Consider the following 17,062-nt stretch of genomic DNA (forward strand, 5'->3'; position numbering starts at 1 on the left):
CGCTTCAAAGAAGGAAAATAGTTCTGATAGGGCGGATGGCGTAGTTCGTACTGCCTCGCATGCGCGAAACACAGGAAAGACGCACTTTATTCCTATTATTACCAAAATCAGTTTTTCCGTCGAACGTATCTGTTTTGAAACGTTTTTCGCCAACTTAATTAATCTAACTAAACGTTTCGACGTGCTTCCCGAATCTGGAAAAGGTCCTGAGCCTGATGGCGCGAACCTTGCACAGCAAGTCCGCGCGGGCGATCGGATGTAGTCATAAAAATATGTTAAGTGAAAGTAAGGATATATTAATTTATCGGAAAGAAATATCCAAGGAATTAGAAAGAAATATTCGAAAGAAGAAAATCGTCCTGCCAAAGGCGCTTACGGTTGATCAATCAACCGTCCATGCTCTAACGAGGAGTGGGGATCGTGAATACCAAAAATCGCGTCCTAGTCAGCGAGGATCATGATCTGCTGCGCAAAGGATTGTGCTCGATGCTGTCAGCACAAGGCGAATTCCCTGTTGTCGGAGAGGCGACGGACGGCAAGCAAGCCTGCCAGCTCGCCATGGCGCTCAATCCTGATCTGATCCTGATGGATCTGTCGATGCGCGGCATGAACGGCATCGACGCGAGCGCGGCGATCAAGCGCCGTTCGCCTCACGTGCGTATCCTGGCGCTCACCGTGCATCAAAACGAAGAGTACGTGCGTGAAGCGCTGCGTGCGGGCGTCGACGGTTATGTGCTGAAAGATGTTTCGTTCGACGAACTGATTGTTGCGATGCGCGCGGTGATGCAGGGAAAAAAGCATCTGAGCGCCGATGTGTACGGCTACATGGTCGACTCTTTCATTACCGGCCGCGAAGCAGTGGCGCCGAAGAACGCGTGGGACATTCTCACGGCGCGCGAGCGCAGTGTGCTGAAGCTGATTGCTGAAGGGCGTACCAACCGGCAAGTCGGAGAGTATCTAAACCTCAGCCCGAAGACGATCGAGAAGTATCGGGCGAGCGTGATGCACAAGCTCGCCATCGAGAATCTGACGGAACTCGTGCTGGTCGCGATCAGCATGGGGCTGTTGACGTCGCTCGCGACCAAATGCGCGGAACGCGATTCCGACAAGCCAGTCCACCCGCCGGTTGCGCATCCGGAGCCGCCAGCGGCACCCGGCGATGTCGAGGAACTGCCAGCGTCGAGGCTCAGTGGACCAGCAGCCGGATGAGGGCAGCGCGCGTGGGCGAGCCGGCGGTGTCCGTCAAAGCGTCCAACTCGCCGATACGAGTGTGCCGATGGCGTCGGAAGAGTGGATCGAGAGAAAGCCACCCTGCGATTCGACACGGTGTTGCATGCCGGCGAGGCCGAGGCCCATCGAACCAATGTCTTCAGGTGACAGGGGGCGCGTATCGTAGCCGGTGCCGTTGTCCTGAACGGTGAGCAGCAGACCGGTGTCGATCCGTTGCAGGGTGAGCCGGATCTCGGTTGCCGCTGCATGCTTGACGATGTTATTGAGCGCTTCCTGAGCGAGGCGGAAAATGTCCGCCTTCAGGTAGTCGGGCACATCGCGGTCGTCGACGTCGCAGCGGAAGTTCACCGCCAGGCCTTCGGCACTGCGCTCGACGCGCCGGCACAGCGTGCTCAACGCGACGGCGAGACCCAGCCGGTCGAGTGCTAGCGGACGAAGTTCGCCGCATATCTGTCGCATCTCGCCGATCGCCTCGCGGATTTGCAGGACGGTGGCGTCGAGCTTTTGCGCGGCGTCTTCGGCTTGCCCGCGACGCAGGCGCATGCGCGAGTCCTCGACCATCAGCTTGATCAGCGTGAGCGCCTGGCCTAGACCGTCGTGCAGTTCGGCGGCCAGGCGTTGACGCTCGCGTTGCTGACCGATCATCAGATACTTCAGCCGATCGCGGGCCGCCGCTTTGGGGAGAAGGACGCCAGTCGCAGGCGAGGCATCGGCTGCAAGGGGTTCCTCGAAGAGCATCAGTTGCGCGGCTTGCCCATCGGGCGGTTTCTGCTGCGCCTCGTTGGACGCGATCGGTCGGCGGTGCAGTAACAGCAAGGTGGGACGGCCGTTGCGCAAGGTCAGCATCGTGGTGATCGGAGCAAACTCGTGAGCGGGATCGGCCGATAGCTGGGCGGCGAGCGATGCGCGTTCGCCCTCGGGCGCCATGTCCAGCAGCGAGCGGCCGACGAGTTCGCCGTTCGCGTATCCGAGCAACGCTGCGGCGCTGCGGTTCACCGAGAGGAACACGCCATGCGCCGACAGGACCGCAAGCGCGGCGCCGCGCGCGTCAGTGACGTTGTCCAGTCGCGTTTCGTCGAGTCGCGCCGCGATCCCAAGCTTGCGCATCGCATCGACAAGGTCGCGCAACCTCAGTTGCCGTGCAGCGGGCGGAGGTGCCTGCATGGGATCTCCCCAGCTAGTTTGCTTAAGGCAACCTTAAGCATTGGTTAAGAATTGTAGGTCCGCGCACGTCGCTCTGCCAACGGGACAACTACGCACGTCACGCGGGGGACACTCCGCTTTATGCGGGGTGGATGTTACCTCTGGTAGACGTACCCTACCGCGCTTTGGGGGACTTTATCCAATGACGTGCGCGGGCGATTTCATGAGACTGAAGTGAACGGCCGGGCGCGTCGTTGTGCTTCTTGCATCGCGCCATTGCCATTCCATTGTCTCGGGAGACCGCGATGAAGACGAACCGCACATGGATGATCGGCGCGCTCGTGCTGACCGGCGCAGGGCTGACAGGCGTCGGCGCCGTGGCCGCGACTGCCGAAGACGTCGCCGATGGCGCCGCGATCGAGGTGCAACATCATCAGGCGACGGACATGCAGCCGGCGCCTGCCGGGAAGATGGCCCATGAGATGGCCCACGACACCGCGATGCACATGCATCACCACCACGACATGACCACGGGCACGGTGCGCTCGACTGTGCAATACACACTGCCCGCGGTGACGCTGGTTCGCGACGACGGCAAAGCTGTTTTGCTCCCCGACGAGCTGAACGACGGCCGTCCGGTCATCCTGACGTTCATCTACACGAGCTGCACGACGATATGCCCAATGGTCAGTCAAACCTTCGAGGAATTGCAAGCGAGGCTCGGCGCCGACCGTGACAAGGTTCATCTCGTGTCGATCTCGATCGATCCCGAAGAGGACACGACAGCCCGCCTGAAGGCCTACGCCGCCCGCTTCGATGCCGGCCCCGAGTGGCAGCACTACACCGGCACCGTCGAGGCTAGTATCGCAGCTCAACGCGCGTTCAACGTCTATCGTGGCGACAAGATGAATCACACCGCCGTGGTCTTTTTCCGCGCGGCACCCGGCAAGCCGTGGCTGCGTCTGGACGGTCTCGCAACGCCGGCCGAACTGCTGAGTGCTTACCACGACGTCGTCGCCTCGAACTAGTCATGGGGGGCCGCCAGGAGCGAGCAAAGTGGCGACGACTTATCACGTACTGATCGCCGAGGATCAGCATCTGTTGCGCGGCGGTCTCCGTACGATGGTGTCCTCCCTGCCTGACTACACCGTCGCTGGCGAGGCGACCGACGGTATCGAGGCGTGCAGTCTCGCCTGGGCCATCCGGCCCGATCTGATCCTGATGGATCTCTCGATGCCTGGCATGAGCGGCATCGAGGCCATTGCCGTGATCAAGTATCGGATACCGCAGGTGCGGATCATCGCGCTGACGATCCACAGCAGCGACGAGCACGTGCAGGAGGCGTTCGCGGCGGGCGCCGATGGCTACGTGATCAAGGACGCCTCGTTCGAAGAACTCGTCGGCGAAATGCGCCTCGTGATGGAGGGCAAACGCAACCCCGCGTTCGAACAGCATGCCGGGAACGGCGTATCTTGCGATCCGCTGCCGGGCGTTTCGCGCCATGCGCAGCTATGGCACACCTTGACCGCTCGCGAACGCGCGGTGCTGAGGCTTGTCGCGGAAGGCTGCACCAATCGGCAGGTCGGCGAGTATCTGCAACTCAGCCCGAAGACCATCGAAAAGCACCGCGCGAGCCTGATGCGCAAGCTCGACGTGACGAACGTCACCGGCCTCGTGCTGATCGCGCTCGACATGGGTGTGCTGCCGTTGTCGAAACCGGCACGCGCGCTCGATCGCTTCCTGTGAACGACGCGGGAACTGGAGGGTCTTTACCCATCCCTTTGGTCTGGTCTCCCTACTTCTTGCCGGTGTCCACCTGAACAAGAATGAGTAAAACGGCTCTGGTGTTATCGGGCCGGTGGGGCGACAGAAAGGGGGCACCGTGCGCAACGAATCTTTCTCGATCAGGGCCGCCATGCGCAGCAGCGTGACGTTCCCTCCACGCATTGGCGATGCACGTCGGCGCAACGGCGGTTTCACGCTGCTCGAACTGCTCGTGGTCATGGTCATCATCGGCTTGCTCGCGGGGCTGGTCGCGCCGCGCTATTTCGAACAGGTTGGCAAGTCGAACACCAAGATCGCGCGGGCCCAGATCGACTCGTTGAGCAAGGCGCTCGATCAATACAGGCTCGACATGGGCGTCTATCCGACGACCGAGGAAGGCCTTCAGGCGCTGATGACCAAACCTCAGGACGCAACGAACTGGAGTGGCCCGTATCTGCAGAAAGCGGTGCCGCCGGATCCGTGGGGTCGTCCCTACCATTACCGCTCGCCCGGCGAGCATGGCGACTACGACCTGTACTCGCTTGGTAAGGACGGCAAGGTCGGCGGCACCGGTGAGAACACGAACGTCACGTCCTGGTAGTGCGGCTCTCAGCGAGGAGAATCGACGTGAAGTACCTGCTGCGCGTCTTCGATACCAGCGGTTCAGTGCAGACGCTTCGCGTCGACTGCGATTCGTCCGCGGCCGCGATAGCGCTCGCGCGCGCAAGGGGATTGCGGGTGGTGTCGGTACGTGCGCAAGCGCGAGGTCAGCGCCGGTCTGGCTGGAGCGCGATGCCGGGCGCGAAATTCAACGTCGAGCTGTTCGCGCGCGAACTCGCGGCATTGCTCGATGCCGGCGTCGGCGTGATCGACGCATTGCGCACGCTCAGCGGCAATGAGCGCCGCGAGGCGTCGGCGGAGGTCTATGGCGATCTGCTGCGGCAACTCGAAGAAGGGCACTCGCTGTCCGCGGCGCTCGAGCATGCAAGCCGCGTGTTTCCCCCTATCCTCGTGGCGTGCGTGAAAGCGAGTGAACAGACCGGCGGTCTTGCCGACAGTCTGACGCGCTATTCACGCAACAGTGCGCTGCTTCACGAACTGCGCGGCCGCGTGGTGTCGGCCGCGATCTATCCATCCGTGCTACTGCTCGTAGGCGCGGCCGTCGTGCTGTTTCTGCTGGGTTTCGTCGTGCCGCGCTTTGCGACCCTGCTCGAGCATAGCGGACGCGAGCTGCCGCTGCTCTCGCAATTGCTGATGGCCTGGGGCGGCATGGTGCATGCCCACGGAATGGCGCTCACTGTGGGCCTCGCCGTGCTGGCGGTGACGGTCGGCGTCGCGCTGCGCCGGGCCGCGGCGCGCAACTGGATCGCGGATCGCCTGCTCGCATTGCCGGGTATTGGTCTGCACTTCCGCGTGTTTCGCCAGTCGCAGTTTTTTCGCACTACCGCGATGCTGGTCGAAGGCGGCATTCCCGCCACGCGTGCCTTCACACTCGCCAGTGGACTGGTGAGCCGGGCCGATCAGACGGCCGTCGAAAGTGCCATGCAGCAGGTACGCAATGGCGCGAGGATGTCCGACGCGTTCCAGCAAGCAGGTCTCGCCAACGCGATTACCTATCGCTTGCTGACCGTCGCTGAGAAGACCGGTGGCCTGGGTCCTGTTCTCGACAGAATCGCCGCATTCCAGGAAGCGCAAGTGTCGCGCACGATCGATCTGATTTCGCGACTGATCGAGCCGGCGATGATGATTTTCATCGGCGTGGTGATCGGAGGGATTGTCGTGTTGATGTACATGCCGATCTTTGAAATTGCGTCGAGCATCCAGTAGGCCGTGCCGAGGGGAAACGCATGGATCCGATCAGCGAGGCACCGCAAACTCAGGGCGTTGAATTGCGTGACGCGCTGCGCGCGCTCAGCGACAGGCACGGCTCGGGCATTCGCGCACTGGAAGAGTTGATGGTGCAGGCGTCGCTAAGCGCCGACGAAATGGTGGTTCGGCTCGCCGGGCAGTTCCGCATGAAGTCGATCGGCATGCAGGAATTGAACCGGCTCGAAGCGGATTTCGAGGTACTGCCGTTCGTCGAAGCCACCACCCGGTTGTGCGTGTGCTTTCGCGAGCCGGATCAGAACGGCGCGCTGCTGTTCGTGATCGCCGATCCGCTCGACGCCCGCACGCGCGGCGTGATGGAGCACCGGATGCGTGCGCGGCCCACTTTGCGGTATAGCTGGGCGCTGGCGAGCGTCGGTGACCTCACCGCGTGGCTCGCTGTGCGTGAAAAAGACGTGCGCGCGATGGATTCGCTCGCCCTCGACGATGAGGTGCAGCACACCACCGATCCCGCTTCGCTCGCGCTGACGTTGCAGGGCATCAGCAGCGACGACAGCGCCGTGGTGCGCCTGCTCAACTCCACCATCTACGACGCGTTGAAGATGATGGCGAGCGACATCCATCTCGAATGCCGTGCAAACGGGCTGAAGATCAAGTGCCGGGTGGATGGCGTGCTGACCGTGGTCGGCCGTGCCGAGGGACGCGATGTCGCGGACCAGGTGCTGTCGCGCGTGAAGGTCATCTCCGAACTCGACATCGCGGAGCGCCGCGTGCCGCAGGACGGTCGCTTCAAGGCGGTGTACGCGGGCCGCGAAATCGACTTTCGCGTGTCGATCATGCCGAACCAGTTCGGCGAAGATGCGGTCCTGCGCATCCTCGACCGTTATCAGCTTTCGCAGGCCCCGGGCGGATTGACACTCGAGACACTGGGATTTCAGAGCGGCGATACGCGCTTCATGCGCTCGGTGGCTGCGATGCCCTACGGAATGCTGCTAGTGACGGGGCCGACGGGCAGCGGCAAAACGACGACGTTGTACGCGATTCTCACCGAGATCAACGACGGCCTGGAAAAGATCGTCACGATCGAGGATCCGGTCGAATATCAACTGGGCGACATCCTTCAGATACCGGTGAACGAAGCGAAGGGACTGACGTTCGCCCGCGGATTGCGATCGATCCTGCGGCACGATCCGGACAAGATCATGGTCGGCGAAATCCGCGATCCTGAAACCGCGCAAATCGCCGTGCAGGCGGCGTTGACCGGACACCAGGTGTTCACGACGGTGCACGCGAACAATGTGTTCGACGTAATAGGCCGCTTCACGAACATGGACGTCGACCCATACAGCTTCGTGTCCGCCCTGAATGGCGTGATTGCGCAGCGGTTGTTGCGGCAGTGTTGTGCCGACTGCGTGGTGGACGACATGGTCGATCGGGACACATTGGCCAGTTCCGGCATCGATCCGGACAACGTGAGCAGCTATAGGTTTCGCCGGGGCGCCGGTTGCGCGGCTTGCCGTGGCAGCGGCTATCGCGGGCGGCGCGCGATCGCGGAAACGCTGCGCATGAACGACGAGTTGCGGCAATTGTTGTCGGAGCGCGCGCCGCTTGGGCACATCAAGGCAGCCGCACAGCGCTATGGGATGCAAACCATGCGTACGGCCGCTCTCTCGATCGTGATGCAGGGCGAAACGACACTCGAGGAGATCAACCGTGTCACCATGGTTGAATAGTCCGCTCGTCATCGGCGTCGGCACCCGCGAACTGGTCGTGGCGGCGACGGCGCCCCGCTGGAAAGTTGTGCGCGGTCATGCTGCCGCGCTTGCGGAACCCACGAGCGTTGCCATTCCTGACGAGCAGTGCTTCACTGAAAACGGCGTGCTCGACGCGTTGAAGATGGCGTTAGCCGCCGACCACGGCCAGACGGTGCGCACGTTGTTGGGTAAGCGCCAGGTGCGCATCATGCTGGACGATTTCTGGGCGAGCCACGCTATCTTGCGAGGCGACTTCCGCACAGTGCGCGCAAGCGAAATCGATCAGATCTTGCTTGCTCACTTCTTTGATCGGTATGGCATCGAGGCCGAGTCCGTGCAGGTGCGCTTTTCGGTGCAGCGCGGCGGCCGTGCGGTCTTCGCGAGTGCCATCGCTCGCACGCTGCATGACGGCATCCGCGAGGCGGGCATGGCGGCGGGCGTCGACGTCCGCTCTCTCAGGCTATGCCTGCCAGACTTGCTCAATCGCGTGCAGGACGCCGCCGCCGGTGCTAGCACGGCGCTGCTGTTGTTCGTCGCGGACACGCTGATGCAGGCGGTGCTGTTCGAGGAGAACCGTTGGGTCGCGTATGACTCGCAGCGTCTCTTTCCCGGCGACGCCAGCGACGCCGAACGGATCGCCGCACAGGCCGAACAGTCGTTCGAATGCCTCGCCGGCCGGACCAGCGGAAAATGCGAGGACTGCAGAATCTACCTCTGCGGCGCCGAATTGGATCCCGCGCCATTCGAGGGGCGCTTCTGCTCGACGCAGAGCCTCGCGCAACCGGCGATGGATAAGCCGGTCGCGCATCGCTTGATGGAGGCCGCGCGATGATGCCGCGCCTTCACATCGACTTCGGCCGTCGCCGCTTGCAGGGCGCGCCGGCGGGGATGGTGCTGCTGTGTGTCGCCAGCCTGTTGCTGCTGGTGAGTGGCGAACGGCTCTGGCATGCCTATGACGAGAACGACCGCGTGCAAGCGGAACAGGATGCACAGCGGCACCGGCTGTTTGCAAAATCGCACCCCGTGAAGGTGCCGCAGACGCCTGCCGCGCGGCTCGCGGAGAGCCAGAGCCTCGCGGTGTTGAGCGAGTTGACCGTGCCGTGGCAGGACCTGCTGTCGATCGTCGAGGACTATCGGGACCCCGACGTCGCGCTGATCGGCATCGATCAGAGTCCCGCGCAAAGCCAGATCCGCATCACGGCGGAAGCGAAGAACTTCGACGCGATGATCGCGTACCTCCGGTATCTGCAGGGCAGTGTGCTGTTGCGCGAAGCCGTGCTCAACGATCACGTTATCGAATCCAATGTGCCTGGCACGCCGGTGCGCTTTCAGATTACCGCCGTCTGGAGAAAGTCATGAACCGCGCCCAGATGGAGGACAGGTTGCTCACGTGGCGTTTCGAACTGCGGCGCACGCTGGGGCTGCCGGGCTTGCTCGGTGCAGTGCTGCTGGGGACCGCGGTGTTGATCGCCGTAGCGACTCCGCGAGTCGACGCGGATGTCGACTCGCACGAGCTGCGCGACTCGGAGCGGCTTGCGCGAACCCCCAAGGCGCGTCGTGCCGACGCCGAGCGGGCGGCCGTTGTCGATGCGGTTTCGCTTCATGCGTTACCCGAACTGTTCCCGGGTTTCGGGCAAAGCGCCGACGATATCGCGACGATCCTCGCTCAGGCGCGCGACAGCAACCTGACGCTCGGCTCGGCAGAGTATCTCGTGAGCAACGATTCAAGCGCGCATTTTGTGCGCTATCAGATGCTGCTGCCGGTCAAGGATCAGTACGGTGTGATCCGGCGTTTTCTGGCGTTGGTGCTCAATAGCGTGCCGAACGCCGCGTTGCGCGAGATCCATGTCGAGCGCCCCACCGTAGATGGCAACGTGCTGGATGCGCGGGTGCGCTTCGAACTCATCTATCGAGCAGCGCAGCCATGAAACCCAATCTCGTCAGCCGCGCGTTGCTGCTGGTCTGCGCAATCGCCGCCGTGGGGCTGAGTTTGCGTGAGCTGAAACCCGTGCTGCGCACGCCGACGGTTGTGGCCGCGATGAATGGCGCGCATCGCAGCCGGGCTGAACTGCGCGCGGTTGCCTTGCATCGCGACGAAGCGGCGCGTGCGGCTGGTACGGTGCCGGCTGCCGCGCCGGCCGTGGCGAGTGCGCCGAATATGGCGAGTGCGCCAAGTGTGGCGAATGCGACAAACGCCGCTAGCTTGGCGATTTCAACAAGCACACCGACTCCTGTCAAAACGACCGGGACAGTGAAATCAGCGTCGACAGCGCGCGCCAAACTCCGCGCGCTGCGCACGCCACTCTCGCTTGAATCGGCCAACAATCCGTTCGCTGCATCGTCGTGGCTGCCGCCACCGCCGCCGGTGGTCGTGGCCCCCGCGCCACCGGAGCCCGTTGCGCCGCCCACCGCGCCGCCCGTGCCCTTTACCTATCTCGGCGAACTCGATGCCAAAGCGGCGAAACCCCAGGTTTTCCTCAGCAACGGCGATCGCCTGTTGATCGTTTCGCCGGGCGAAGTCATCGACGCGCAGTATCGCATCGAGTCGGTTTCGGAGAGCGACGTCGTGCTGACTTATCTGCCTCTCAATGAGAGACAGGTGCTATCTACGCAAGCGAAGGACAAAAAATGAAAACCGCATGTAACCGGGGGGGAAGCCGCCACGGTGACAGCGGCTCGTTGATACATCTGTCGTTTGCGAGATCGCCTGGCGACCAGCGCCCCACCGTCAAATGGGCCGCAGGCCGGCTCGCGTTGCTGAGCATCGCGACCATGCTCGCGTTCAGCGGCTGCGTGCATCCGCCGACCCGCGAGAGCGATCCGACCAACGCCGAATTGCAGGTCAACTATCTGCGTGATCGCGATCATCAAGTCAATGCGCTGCTCGACGAAGCCGACCAGTTGCGTCAGAGCTATCAATTCGATTTGGCGATCCAGAAGCTCTACGCGGCCAGCCAGCTCGATCCGAACAGCGAACGCGGGCGCAATATCGGCGCCGCGATCGATCGGGATCGCCGCGATCTGGTCTCGCTGCAGGAAGCCGACCGGATGATGAAACGCGGTTCATATACATTGGCTTCCGAACGCATTCACCGCGTGCTGGCCCAGAATCCGACCAATGCGATGGCGCTGCAGATGGCGAAGGAAATCGACGAAAAACGTCAACAGCAACGTGCGGCGAAAGATGAGGACATTGCCGCTTCGTCGATCATGCGCACGCCGGTGACGTTGCAGTTCCGCGACGCGAACGTACGGATGGTGTTCGAGGCGTTGTCGCGAACCTCGGGCCTGAACGTGATCTTCGATCGGGACGTGCGCGCCGATCTGAAGACCACGATCTTCGTGACCAACGCGTCGCTGCAGGATACGGTCAACATGATCCTGATGCAGAACCAGCTCGACAAGAAACAACTCAACGCGAACACGCTTTTCATCTACCCGGCTACCGCTGCGAAGCAGCTCGAATACCAGGAGCTGAAAGTGCGCACATTCCAGTTGTCGAACGTCGAAGCCAAGCAGGTCCAGTCGCTATTGAAAAGCCTGTTGAAGATCAAGGAGGTCGTCGTCGACGAGCGCGCCAATACCGTCACGATCCGGAGCACGCCGGACACGATTCGCGTCGCCGAGGAAATGATCGCGGCGCAGGATCTGCCGGAGCCCGAGGTGATGCTGGAAGTGAAGGTTCTGGAGGTGTCCCACGACCGGCTGACCGACCTCGGTATCGAGTGGCCTAATTCATTTACGATGTCGACGCCGTCTACCGTGGACACGTGGGGCGCGTTGCGTCATTTGCCGCTCAATGCATATAACGTCAGCGGTCTGTCGGCCACAGCGAACTTCAAGCTCAGCGACGTCGATGCCAACCTGCTGGCGAGTCCGCGCATCCGCGCGCGCAACAAGGAAAAGGCGCGGATTCTGATCGGCGATAAGGTACCGGTCATTTCGAGTTCGAGCACGCCGAGCACGAGCGGGCCGTCTTACGCCCAAACGATTCAGTACCTCGATGTCGGCATCAAGCTCGAGGTCGAGCCACAGGTCTACCGTGACGGCGACGTGGGCATGAAGCTGAACCTCGAAGTCAGCAACATCACCAAGACGATTTCCAGCAGTAACTCGTCAACGGGGCTCACTTCGCTCGCCTATCAGATTGGCACGCGCAGTGCGTCGACGAGTCTGCGGGTGCGCGATGGCGAGAGCCAGATTCTCGGCGGCCTGATTCAGGATGAGGACCGCGTCACTGCCGACAAAGTGCCGGGGCTTGGACAGTTGCCCGTGCTCGGGCGCCTGTTCTCGAATCACAACGGCGACCACTTGAAGACGGAAATCGTGCTGCAGATCACGCCGCATATCGTGCGTCCGCAGCAATCCGCCGACGCCGATACGCAAGAGCTGTGGTCGGGGACCGACGTGAATGTGCATGCGGAGCAGTTGCGGCTCGATCCGGTGGGCGCCGAGGCGACTCAACAGGTGCCGGTTCCCGCGGTGCGTGCGCCCGGCAGTGTCGGCGGCGGCGCGACAGGGGCGTCACGCGATTCCCACGCCGCTGCGCAGGGTTCCGGCACGGTGCCGCCGACCAGTTCGTTCGGCCAACTGCCGCCGGCGCCGCGCACGACGCCTCCGCCCGCGCCCTACGGTGGCCGTTTCTCGACACTGCCGAGCGTCCCAGCGGCGCCGCCGGGCCCTGTGGCGGTTCCGGGAGCGGAGCAGAGCGGGGCTGAGACCGCTGCGGCTACAGACGCGAATGCGGCACAGGCAGGCACTCAGGCTCAGGCTCAGGCTCAGGCTCAGGCTCAGGCCCCCGCGGCCGCTCCGGCACCCGCTCAAGCGCCGGCTCCGCCGCCCGCGTTTCCGCCGGGGAACGTCGTGATGCCGCCAGGTGATATGCCGAGCGACAACCCGCTGCGTCCGATTCAGAACGGTGGTTACTGAGCCATGAAAGCGCAGGCTGACGCATTGGGTTCGCGTGGCCGGTCTGGCGCCCGCCAGCGCGGTTTCACGCTGATCGAGCTGGTGATTACGCTGGCGCTTGTCGGCATCCTGGCGCTCGCGATCATGCCGTTCTCGGAACTGATCGTGCAGCGTCAGAAGGAGCAGCAACTGAGCGCGGCGCTGCGTGAGATTCGCACCGCACTGGACGCTTACAAGGAAGCGAGCGACACCGGCCTGATCGAGCGGGAGGCGGATGCATCCGGCTATCCGCCCTCGCTGACCGTGATGGTGACGGGCGTGAAGAATGCGAAAGATCCCAAAGGCGGCTTGTTGATGTTTCTTCGCCGCGTGCCCCGCGATCCGTTCTTTACGGGCGACGCGGATATTGCGGCCGAGGACACGTGGAACGTGCGTGCCTTCGGCGAGGCACTGAATCCAGGTGAGGGCGGTGACGCGGACAACGGTTCCGCCGGCAATTCGCGCGCCGGTAAGGACGTGTTCGACGTGACATCGAAATCCGATCGGGTCGGCATCAACGGCATTCCATACAAACAGTGGTGAGCCGCATCATGACAACCGTGCGCGCGCGTAAAGCCAGAGGCTTCACATTGATTGAACTGGTGGTCGTCATGGCGATCATCGGTCTGTTGCTGACGGTTGCATTGCCCCGTTACATGCACAGTATCGAGCGCGGCAAGGAGCAAGTGCGTCAACAGAACCTGGCGGTGATGCGGGACGCCATCGACAAATACTATGGCGACAACGGCCAATACCCGGACACTCTCGACGATCTGGTGACAAGGCACTATCTGCGCGGAATTCCGGTCGACCCCGTCAACGGTGACGATAAATGGGCGGCGGTGGCATCGCCTGACGAGAGCAAGACGGGTGTGTACGACGTCATGCCGGCGAGCAGTCCGCAGGGGATGCCGAAAGATCGGGCGGGAGCGGCGCAATGAGCGATGTGAGCCCGCGGGCAACCCGACGTCACCCTGTCGCTCGCGAAAATGGAATGGTTCTGCTGGCGCTCCTGATTGCGCTGATGATGATGTCGATCGCATTGATGGGCGCGCTCGACGTGTGGTCGCTTGAGCGGCAGCGCGAACGGGAGCGGCAACTGCTGTTCGTAGGCGATCAGTACCGGCTCGCGATTCTTCGCTACTACCGCGCTGGAAGGGCGCTGCCGGCGTCGATTGACGAACTGCTCGACGACTCGCGTTTTCCGGCGCCGCTGCATCATTTGCGCCGCGCCTATCCGGATCCGGTGACGGGTAAGAACGATTGGGTTTTTATGCAACAGGGCGCGCGTATATACGGCGTGTATAGCAGTTCCACCGACTTGCCGATCAAACGCGCTGGTTTTCCGCTTCTCTATCAGGACTTCGAAAATCAGAAGACCTATGGCGGCTGGCAGTTTTTCTATTTGCCGCCGGTCGTGCGCAACTACACGAACACGCTGACCGCGCCGCCGAAACCGCCGACCTCCTTCGATCCGCTGAACGGCTCGTTGCCCACTTTCAACGGGCGCAGCGTGGGCGGCTTGCGCTGATCGGACAGCCGCCCGGTTGCCCATGCCTTCGCGCTTGTCGAGCACGAACAGGTAACACTCCGTCGCACTGTGGCTAGCGACGTCGGCTCTGATGTGATGGACGACTCCCGCTAAGCGGCGAAAGGATTTATGCCAAAGTGGAGAAGTCGTGACGTCCACGGCAAAGGAGCGTTCATCATGAACATAGCGACTGTTGGACTGGATCTGGCCAAGAATGTGTTGCAGCTTCACGGAGTGGATCCGCAAGGCCACATGGTTGTGCGCAAGCAGTTGAGACGCACGGATGTACTCCGGTATTTCGCAACGCTCAACCTGCGCGATCCAGCGTGACGGATTGACAGATTCAGCTATTAGCAGCGAAACAGCATTCACTTCCCAGAGGTTGCTTGAGCAGACTTCAATTGGATGACAGAACGGTCGGACCGTGGTGGGCCAAAACCGCTTTGCACCAAAAGCAACCAAGCCCGAGGCTCTGATGGGGTACCCATTCGCGGATATTCATCGTGGGCCCGCAGCGAGTGCTGCCAACTGAGCCCGGATACATGGCTGCAATCTCGACCTGATGCCAGAAAACTGGGACTGCTTGACAACAGGGAGTCGTCCATACATGGTGCAAATAGGCGATCTGGCCGAGATTTTTGTTATAGAAAGGATACCTCATCAAGCAGACAGGACTGCCTCCCAGATTGCGGGCGCAGCGGTATCTTTGAGTCCGAGCTTCGCGAGGCTGAATTGGCCTTTGCGAATACGATGCATCAACTCAATACCTGAGAGAGTGATCGCTGCGATCCTGAAACGCTTGAAGCCGAGCATGACTTTCGTCCGGGACTTGATGTTGCGGTGGTCCTGCTCGACCAGATTATTGAGATATTTCGAGGATCGGACCTTCGTGTCCTCAGGCAGCAAGCCATCGGCCTTCATCTCGCGCACGGCGCGGTGCGAGGCGGCATAGCCATCAAGCGTGATGCTCTTCGGCGGCTGGCCTTGATGTTTGATTGCCTTCCTGAAAAAGGCTTGTGCCGCCTTCGCGTCGCGCCTGGCGCTGAGCATGAAGTCTACCGTCTGGCCCACCCGATCCACCGCTCGATAAAGATAGACCCACTTGCCGCGCAGCTTGAGATAGGTCTCCGTGCATGTCAATCTCCTCGATCAACTTGCCGGTGATAAGGTATCCACTCAGGACGAAAATACATCGACACCCAGATTCCCTGATACTGGGATTCCCAAGGTGTGATAGAAAAAACGGTGAGAACAGCGATGCCCCGCAGTCCATCGAGGCTTTGATTTCGATTCATTTCAAATTCTTACGCGCAATTGTGCGCGCTTTCTACCGCAATCACGAACGCCGATTCGTCATCTGAGCCAATTGCCCTCGCCGGCATAGCACACTCGTAATCCGGCGTCGTGCTTATCGGCATGTGCCCCGGCCATCTTACGCAAGCAATCAACTGCGGGCGTGGGTTCTCGACGCGCCAATGCTCCCATCGACGAACTCACATCCCTGAGACAGGCAGCATCAAGCGCCCCTGATTCGGTCGCAAGATGTCACCGAGCGTCGATTAGACAACTGCGATCTCAAGATGCTTGCCTAGCGCTTCTAGTGCTTCGGCAATCGTATCGATCTTGATTGCGTGGTCCACAGTCCGGTTCACTGCCTGCGGGCTCGTATTAAGCCGTCTGGCGAGCTCAGCCGGCGTCACCTTCTGATCAATCATCGCGTTGAGGAGCAAAACCTTCGCCGATACGCTGGCAGGCAATGCCGCCAGCTCCTCACCTTTTTGGGCATGCGATGGTGCTGGGACAGTACGCCTGTCCTCGAAATAGAAGTCCATCGTCGTGAGCAACACGTCGGCGGCCATTTCTCGGGGCCTTTCCACCGCGCAGGTGGTCGATGTTAAGGCTAGTGCGCCACGAGAGCAGGGGCGATGCCCTCGTCGGGAATTGCGTTGTAAGCCTTTGATTTCATTAGGTCGCGATTGTGCATCTTAGGGGAGCATGCGCGACCGCGTGAGGCATCGTAACTACATGAATTAATTGACGAATCTTCTGTTTCATGCTCATTACCTCCCACGTAATCGACGCAATGCACGCGAGCAGCCAATCTTCATTCCGAGCCCGCCGCATGCGATGCGTATGCCGCGCGAAGTGCTCAGTCCTGCCAATCAAGGAGTTTCAGATGAATGCGCATACCGATTTGATCGACCGTTATTTCGATAGCTGGAACGAGACCGATGGCGCGCGCCGTCGCGAGTTGATCGCGGCAACGTGGAGCGCCGATGCCGACTATCGCGACCCGCTGCTGGCCTGTACCGGCCACGATGGCATCGACGCGATGATCCGCGCGGTGCATGAGCGTTTTCCGCATCACACGTTTCGCCGTACGACCGACGTCGACGGCTTCGCGAATCGCCTGCGGTTCTCGTGGACACTGACGACGCCCGCGGGTGAGGCGATCGTAAAGGGCTCGGACTTCGGTGTGGTGGACGAACATGGGCGCTTGCAAGCGGTCACCGGTTTCCTCGACGAAGCCCCCGGCGGCGCCTAAGGCGCTTTACACGGAGACGATCATGCACGAGCCCGCCGCTGCGAAGCCTGCACACATCCATCTCGGGTTCCTGCGCGTCGCGGCCGCGCTCGACGCGTTATCGAGCGCGATCGCCGGTTTTGCACTGCTCGGCGGCGCGCGGGCGTTCATGTTCATCGCACTGCTCGGCTGGCGCGAGCCGGTGCTCGGTGGCGCGGGGCTCGTGCTGCTCGCGGTGGTCGGATGGCTGCGCTGGCAGTGTGGTGCAAGCGCAGCGCCGCAACCCGCGAGACGTGCTTGCTACAATCGATCGTCGTGCGGATGATCGTGTGACACGCATCA

The 17,062-nt window shown here is 61.8% G+C and carries 19 protein-coding genes and 1 pseudogene; 17 read left to right on the top strand and 3 right to left on the bottom strand.

What is annotated here, in order from left to right:
- The first annotated feature begins 420 nt into the window (after window positions 1-420).
- A complete protein-coding gene (locus F6X42_RS19295) occupies window positions 421-1,209 on the top strand; it encodes a response regulator (protein WP_187635747.1) in 789 nt (262 codons plus the stop codon).
- 33 nt (window positions 1,210-1,242) lie between these two features.
- Here the strand turns inward: F6X42_RS19295 and F6X42_RS19300 are convergent, their stop codons facing one another.
- Window positions 1,243-2,394, bottom strand: coding sequence for a sensor histidine kinase (locus F6X42_RS19300; protein WP_187635748.1), 1,152 nt, complete (start codon window positions 2,392-2,394; stop codon window positions 1,243-1,245).
- Between the two features lie 425 nt (window positions 2,395-2,819).
- Here F6X42_RS19300 and F6X42_RS19305 point away from each other — a divergent pair, with 425 nt between their 5' ends.
- The 14 genes from F6X42_RS19305 (at window position 2,820) to F6X42_RS19370 (ending at window position 14,526) form a co-directional block, all read left to right on the top strand.
- Window positions 2,820-3,401 (top strand): SCO family protein, encoded by a 582-nt coding sequence (locus tag F6X42_RS19305; RefSeq protein ID WP_376776383.1) that lies wholly within the window; start codon window positions 2,820-2,822, stop codon window positions 3,399-3,401.
- A 28-nt stretch (window positions 3,402-3,429) separates the two neighbouring features.
- Complete coding sequence (locus tag F6X42_RS19310; RefSeq protein ID WP_187635750.1) at window positions 3,430-4,119, top strand: response regulator; 690 nt, start codon at window positions 3,430-3,432, stop codon at window positions 4,117-4,119.
- A gap of 169 nt (window positions 4,120-4,288) precedes the next feature.
- Entirely contained in the window at window positions 4,289-4,738 is a 450-nt protein-coding gene (gene gspG, locus F6X42_RS19315) for a type II secretion system major pseudopilin GspG (protein ID WP_187635845.1), read from the top strand.
- A gap of 26 nt (window positions 4,739-4,764) precedes the next feature.
- Window positions 4,765-5,964, top strand: a complete 1,200-nt coding sequence (locus tag F6X42_RS19320) for a type II secretion system F family protein (RefSeq protein WP_187635751.1) — start codon at window positions 4,765-4,767, stop codon at window positions 5,962-5,964.
- 20 nt (window positions 5,965-5,984) lie between these two features.
- Window positions 5,985-7,697, top strand: a complete 1,713-nt coding sequence (locus F6X42_RS19325; protein ID WP_187635752.1) for a GspE/PulE family protein — start codon at window positions 5,985-5,987, stop codon at window positions 7,695-7,697.
- Window positions 7,698-7,842: 145 nt separating this feature from the next.
- Entirely contained in the window at window positions 7,843-8,550 is a 708-nt protein-coding gene (locus F6X42_RS19330; protein WP_312892802.1) for a hypothetical protein, read from the top strand.
- Window positions 8,547-9,077, top strand: a complete 531-nt coding sequence (locus F6X42_RS19335) for a hypothetical protein (protein WP_187635754.1) — start codon at window positions 8,547-8,549, stop codon at window positions 9,075-9,077. The genes F6X42_RS19330 and F6X42_RS19335 overlap by 4 nt, the downstream gene beginning before the upstream one ends.
- Window positions 9,074-9,646 carry a hypothetical protein gene (locus F6X42_RS19340; protein WP_187635755.1) on the top strand — a complete coding sequence of 191 codons (573 nt, stop codon included), beginning with the start codon at window positions 9,074-9,076 and terminating at the stop codon, window positions 9,644-9,646. Before F6X42_RS19335 ends, F6X42_RS19340 begins: the two co-directional genes overlap by 4 nt.
- Window positions 9,643-10,350, top strand: coding sequence for a hypothetical protein (locus F6X42_RS19345; protein WP_187635756.1), 708 nt, complete (start codon window positions 9,643-9,645; stop codon window positions 10,348-10,350). Before F6X42_RS19340 ends, F6X42_RS19345 begins: the two co-directional genes overlap by 4 nt.
- The gene (locus tag F6X42_RS19350; RefSeq protein WP_187635757.1) at window positions 10,347-12,647 is read left to right on the top strand and encodes a type IV pilus secretin PilQ; all 2,301 of its coding nucleotides are present in this window, start codon (window positions 10,347-10,349) and stop codon (window positions 12,645-12,647) included. Before F6X42_RS19345 ends, F6X42_RS19350 begins: the two co-directional genes overlap by 4 nt.
- 3 nt (window positions 12,648-12,650) lie before the next feature.
- Window positions 12,651-13,208, top strand: a complete 558-nt coding sequence (locus F6X42_RS19355; protein WP_187635758.1) for a type II secretion system protein — start codon at window positions 12,651-12,653, stop codon at window positions 13,206-13,208.
- Between the two features lie 8 nt (window positions 13,209-13,216).
- Window positions 13,217-13,606 carry a type IV pilin protein gene (locus F6X42_RS19360; protein WP_187635759.1) on the top strand — a complete coding sequence of 130 codons (390 nt, stop codon included), beginning with the start codon at window positions 13,217-13,219 and terminating at the stop codon, window positions 13,604-13,606.
- Between the two features lie 53 nt (window positions 13,607-13,659).
- Complete coding sequence (locus tag F6X42_RS19365; protein WP_246530143.1) at window positions 13,660-14,196, top strand: type II secretion system protein; 537 nt, start codon at window positions 13,660-13,662, stop codon at window positions 14,194-14,196.
- Window positions 14,197-14,373: 177 nt separating this feature from the next.
- Window positions 14,374-14,526: a hypothetical protein gene (locus tag F6X42_RS19370; RefSeq protein WP_187635761.1), complete on the top strand. Its 153-nt coding sequence runs from the start codon at window positions 14,374-14,376 to the stop codon at window positions 14,524-14,526.
- 330 nt (window positions 14,527-14,856) lie between these two features.
- On the opposite strand, the pseudogene F6X42_RS19375 reads toward F6X42_RS19370, so the two are convergent.
- Together F6X42_RS19375 and F6X42_RS19380 are read right to left on the bottom strand one after the other, a co-directional pair.
- Window positions 14,857-15,324 (bottom strand): annotated as a pseudogene (locus tag F6X42_RS19375) (IS6 family transposase); the annotation flags it as partial.
- 431 nt (window positions 15,325-15,755) lie between these two features.
- Complete coding sequence (locus F6X42_RS19380) at window positions 15,756-16,157, bottom strand: type II toxin-antitoxin system HicB family antitoxin (protein ID WP_512699627.1); 402 nt, start codon at window positions 16,155-16,157, stop codon at window positions 15,756-15,758.
- Between the two features lie 215 nt (window positions 16,158-16,372).
- Here F6X42_RS19380 and F6X42_RS19385 point away from each other — a divergent pair, with 215 nt between their 5' ends.
- Complete coding sequence (locus tag F6X42_RS19385; RefSeq protein ID WP_187635762.1) at window positions 16,373-16,741, top strand: nuclear transport factor 2 family protein; 369 nt, start codon at window positions 16,373-16,375, stop codon at window positions 16,739-16,741.
- A 22-nt stretch (window positions 16,742-16,763) separates the two neighbouring features.
- Window positions 16,764-17,045, top strand: coding sequence for a hypothetical protein (locus F6X42_RS19390; protein WP_187635763.1), 282 nt, complete (start codon window positions 16,764-16,766; stop codon window positions 17,043-17,045).
- Window positions 17,046-17,062: the final 17 nt, after the last annotated feature.

It is taken from the genome of Paraburkholderia podalyriae (assembly GCF_014397785.1).
Lineage (GTDB): Bacteria > Pseudomonadota > Gammaproteobacteria > Burkholderiales > Burkholderiaceae > Paraburkholderia > Paraburkholderia podalyriae.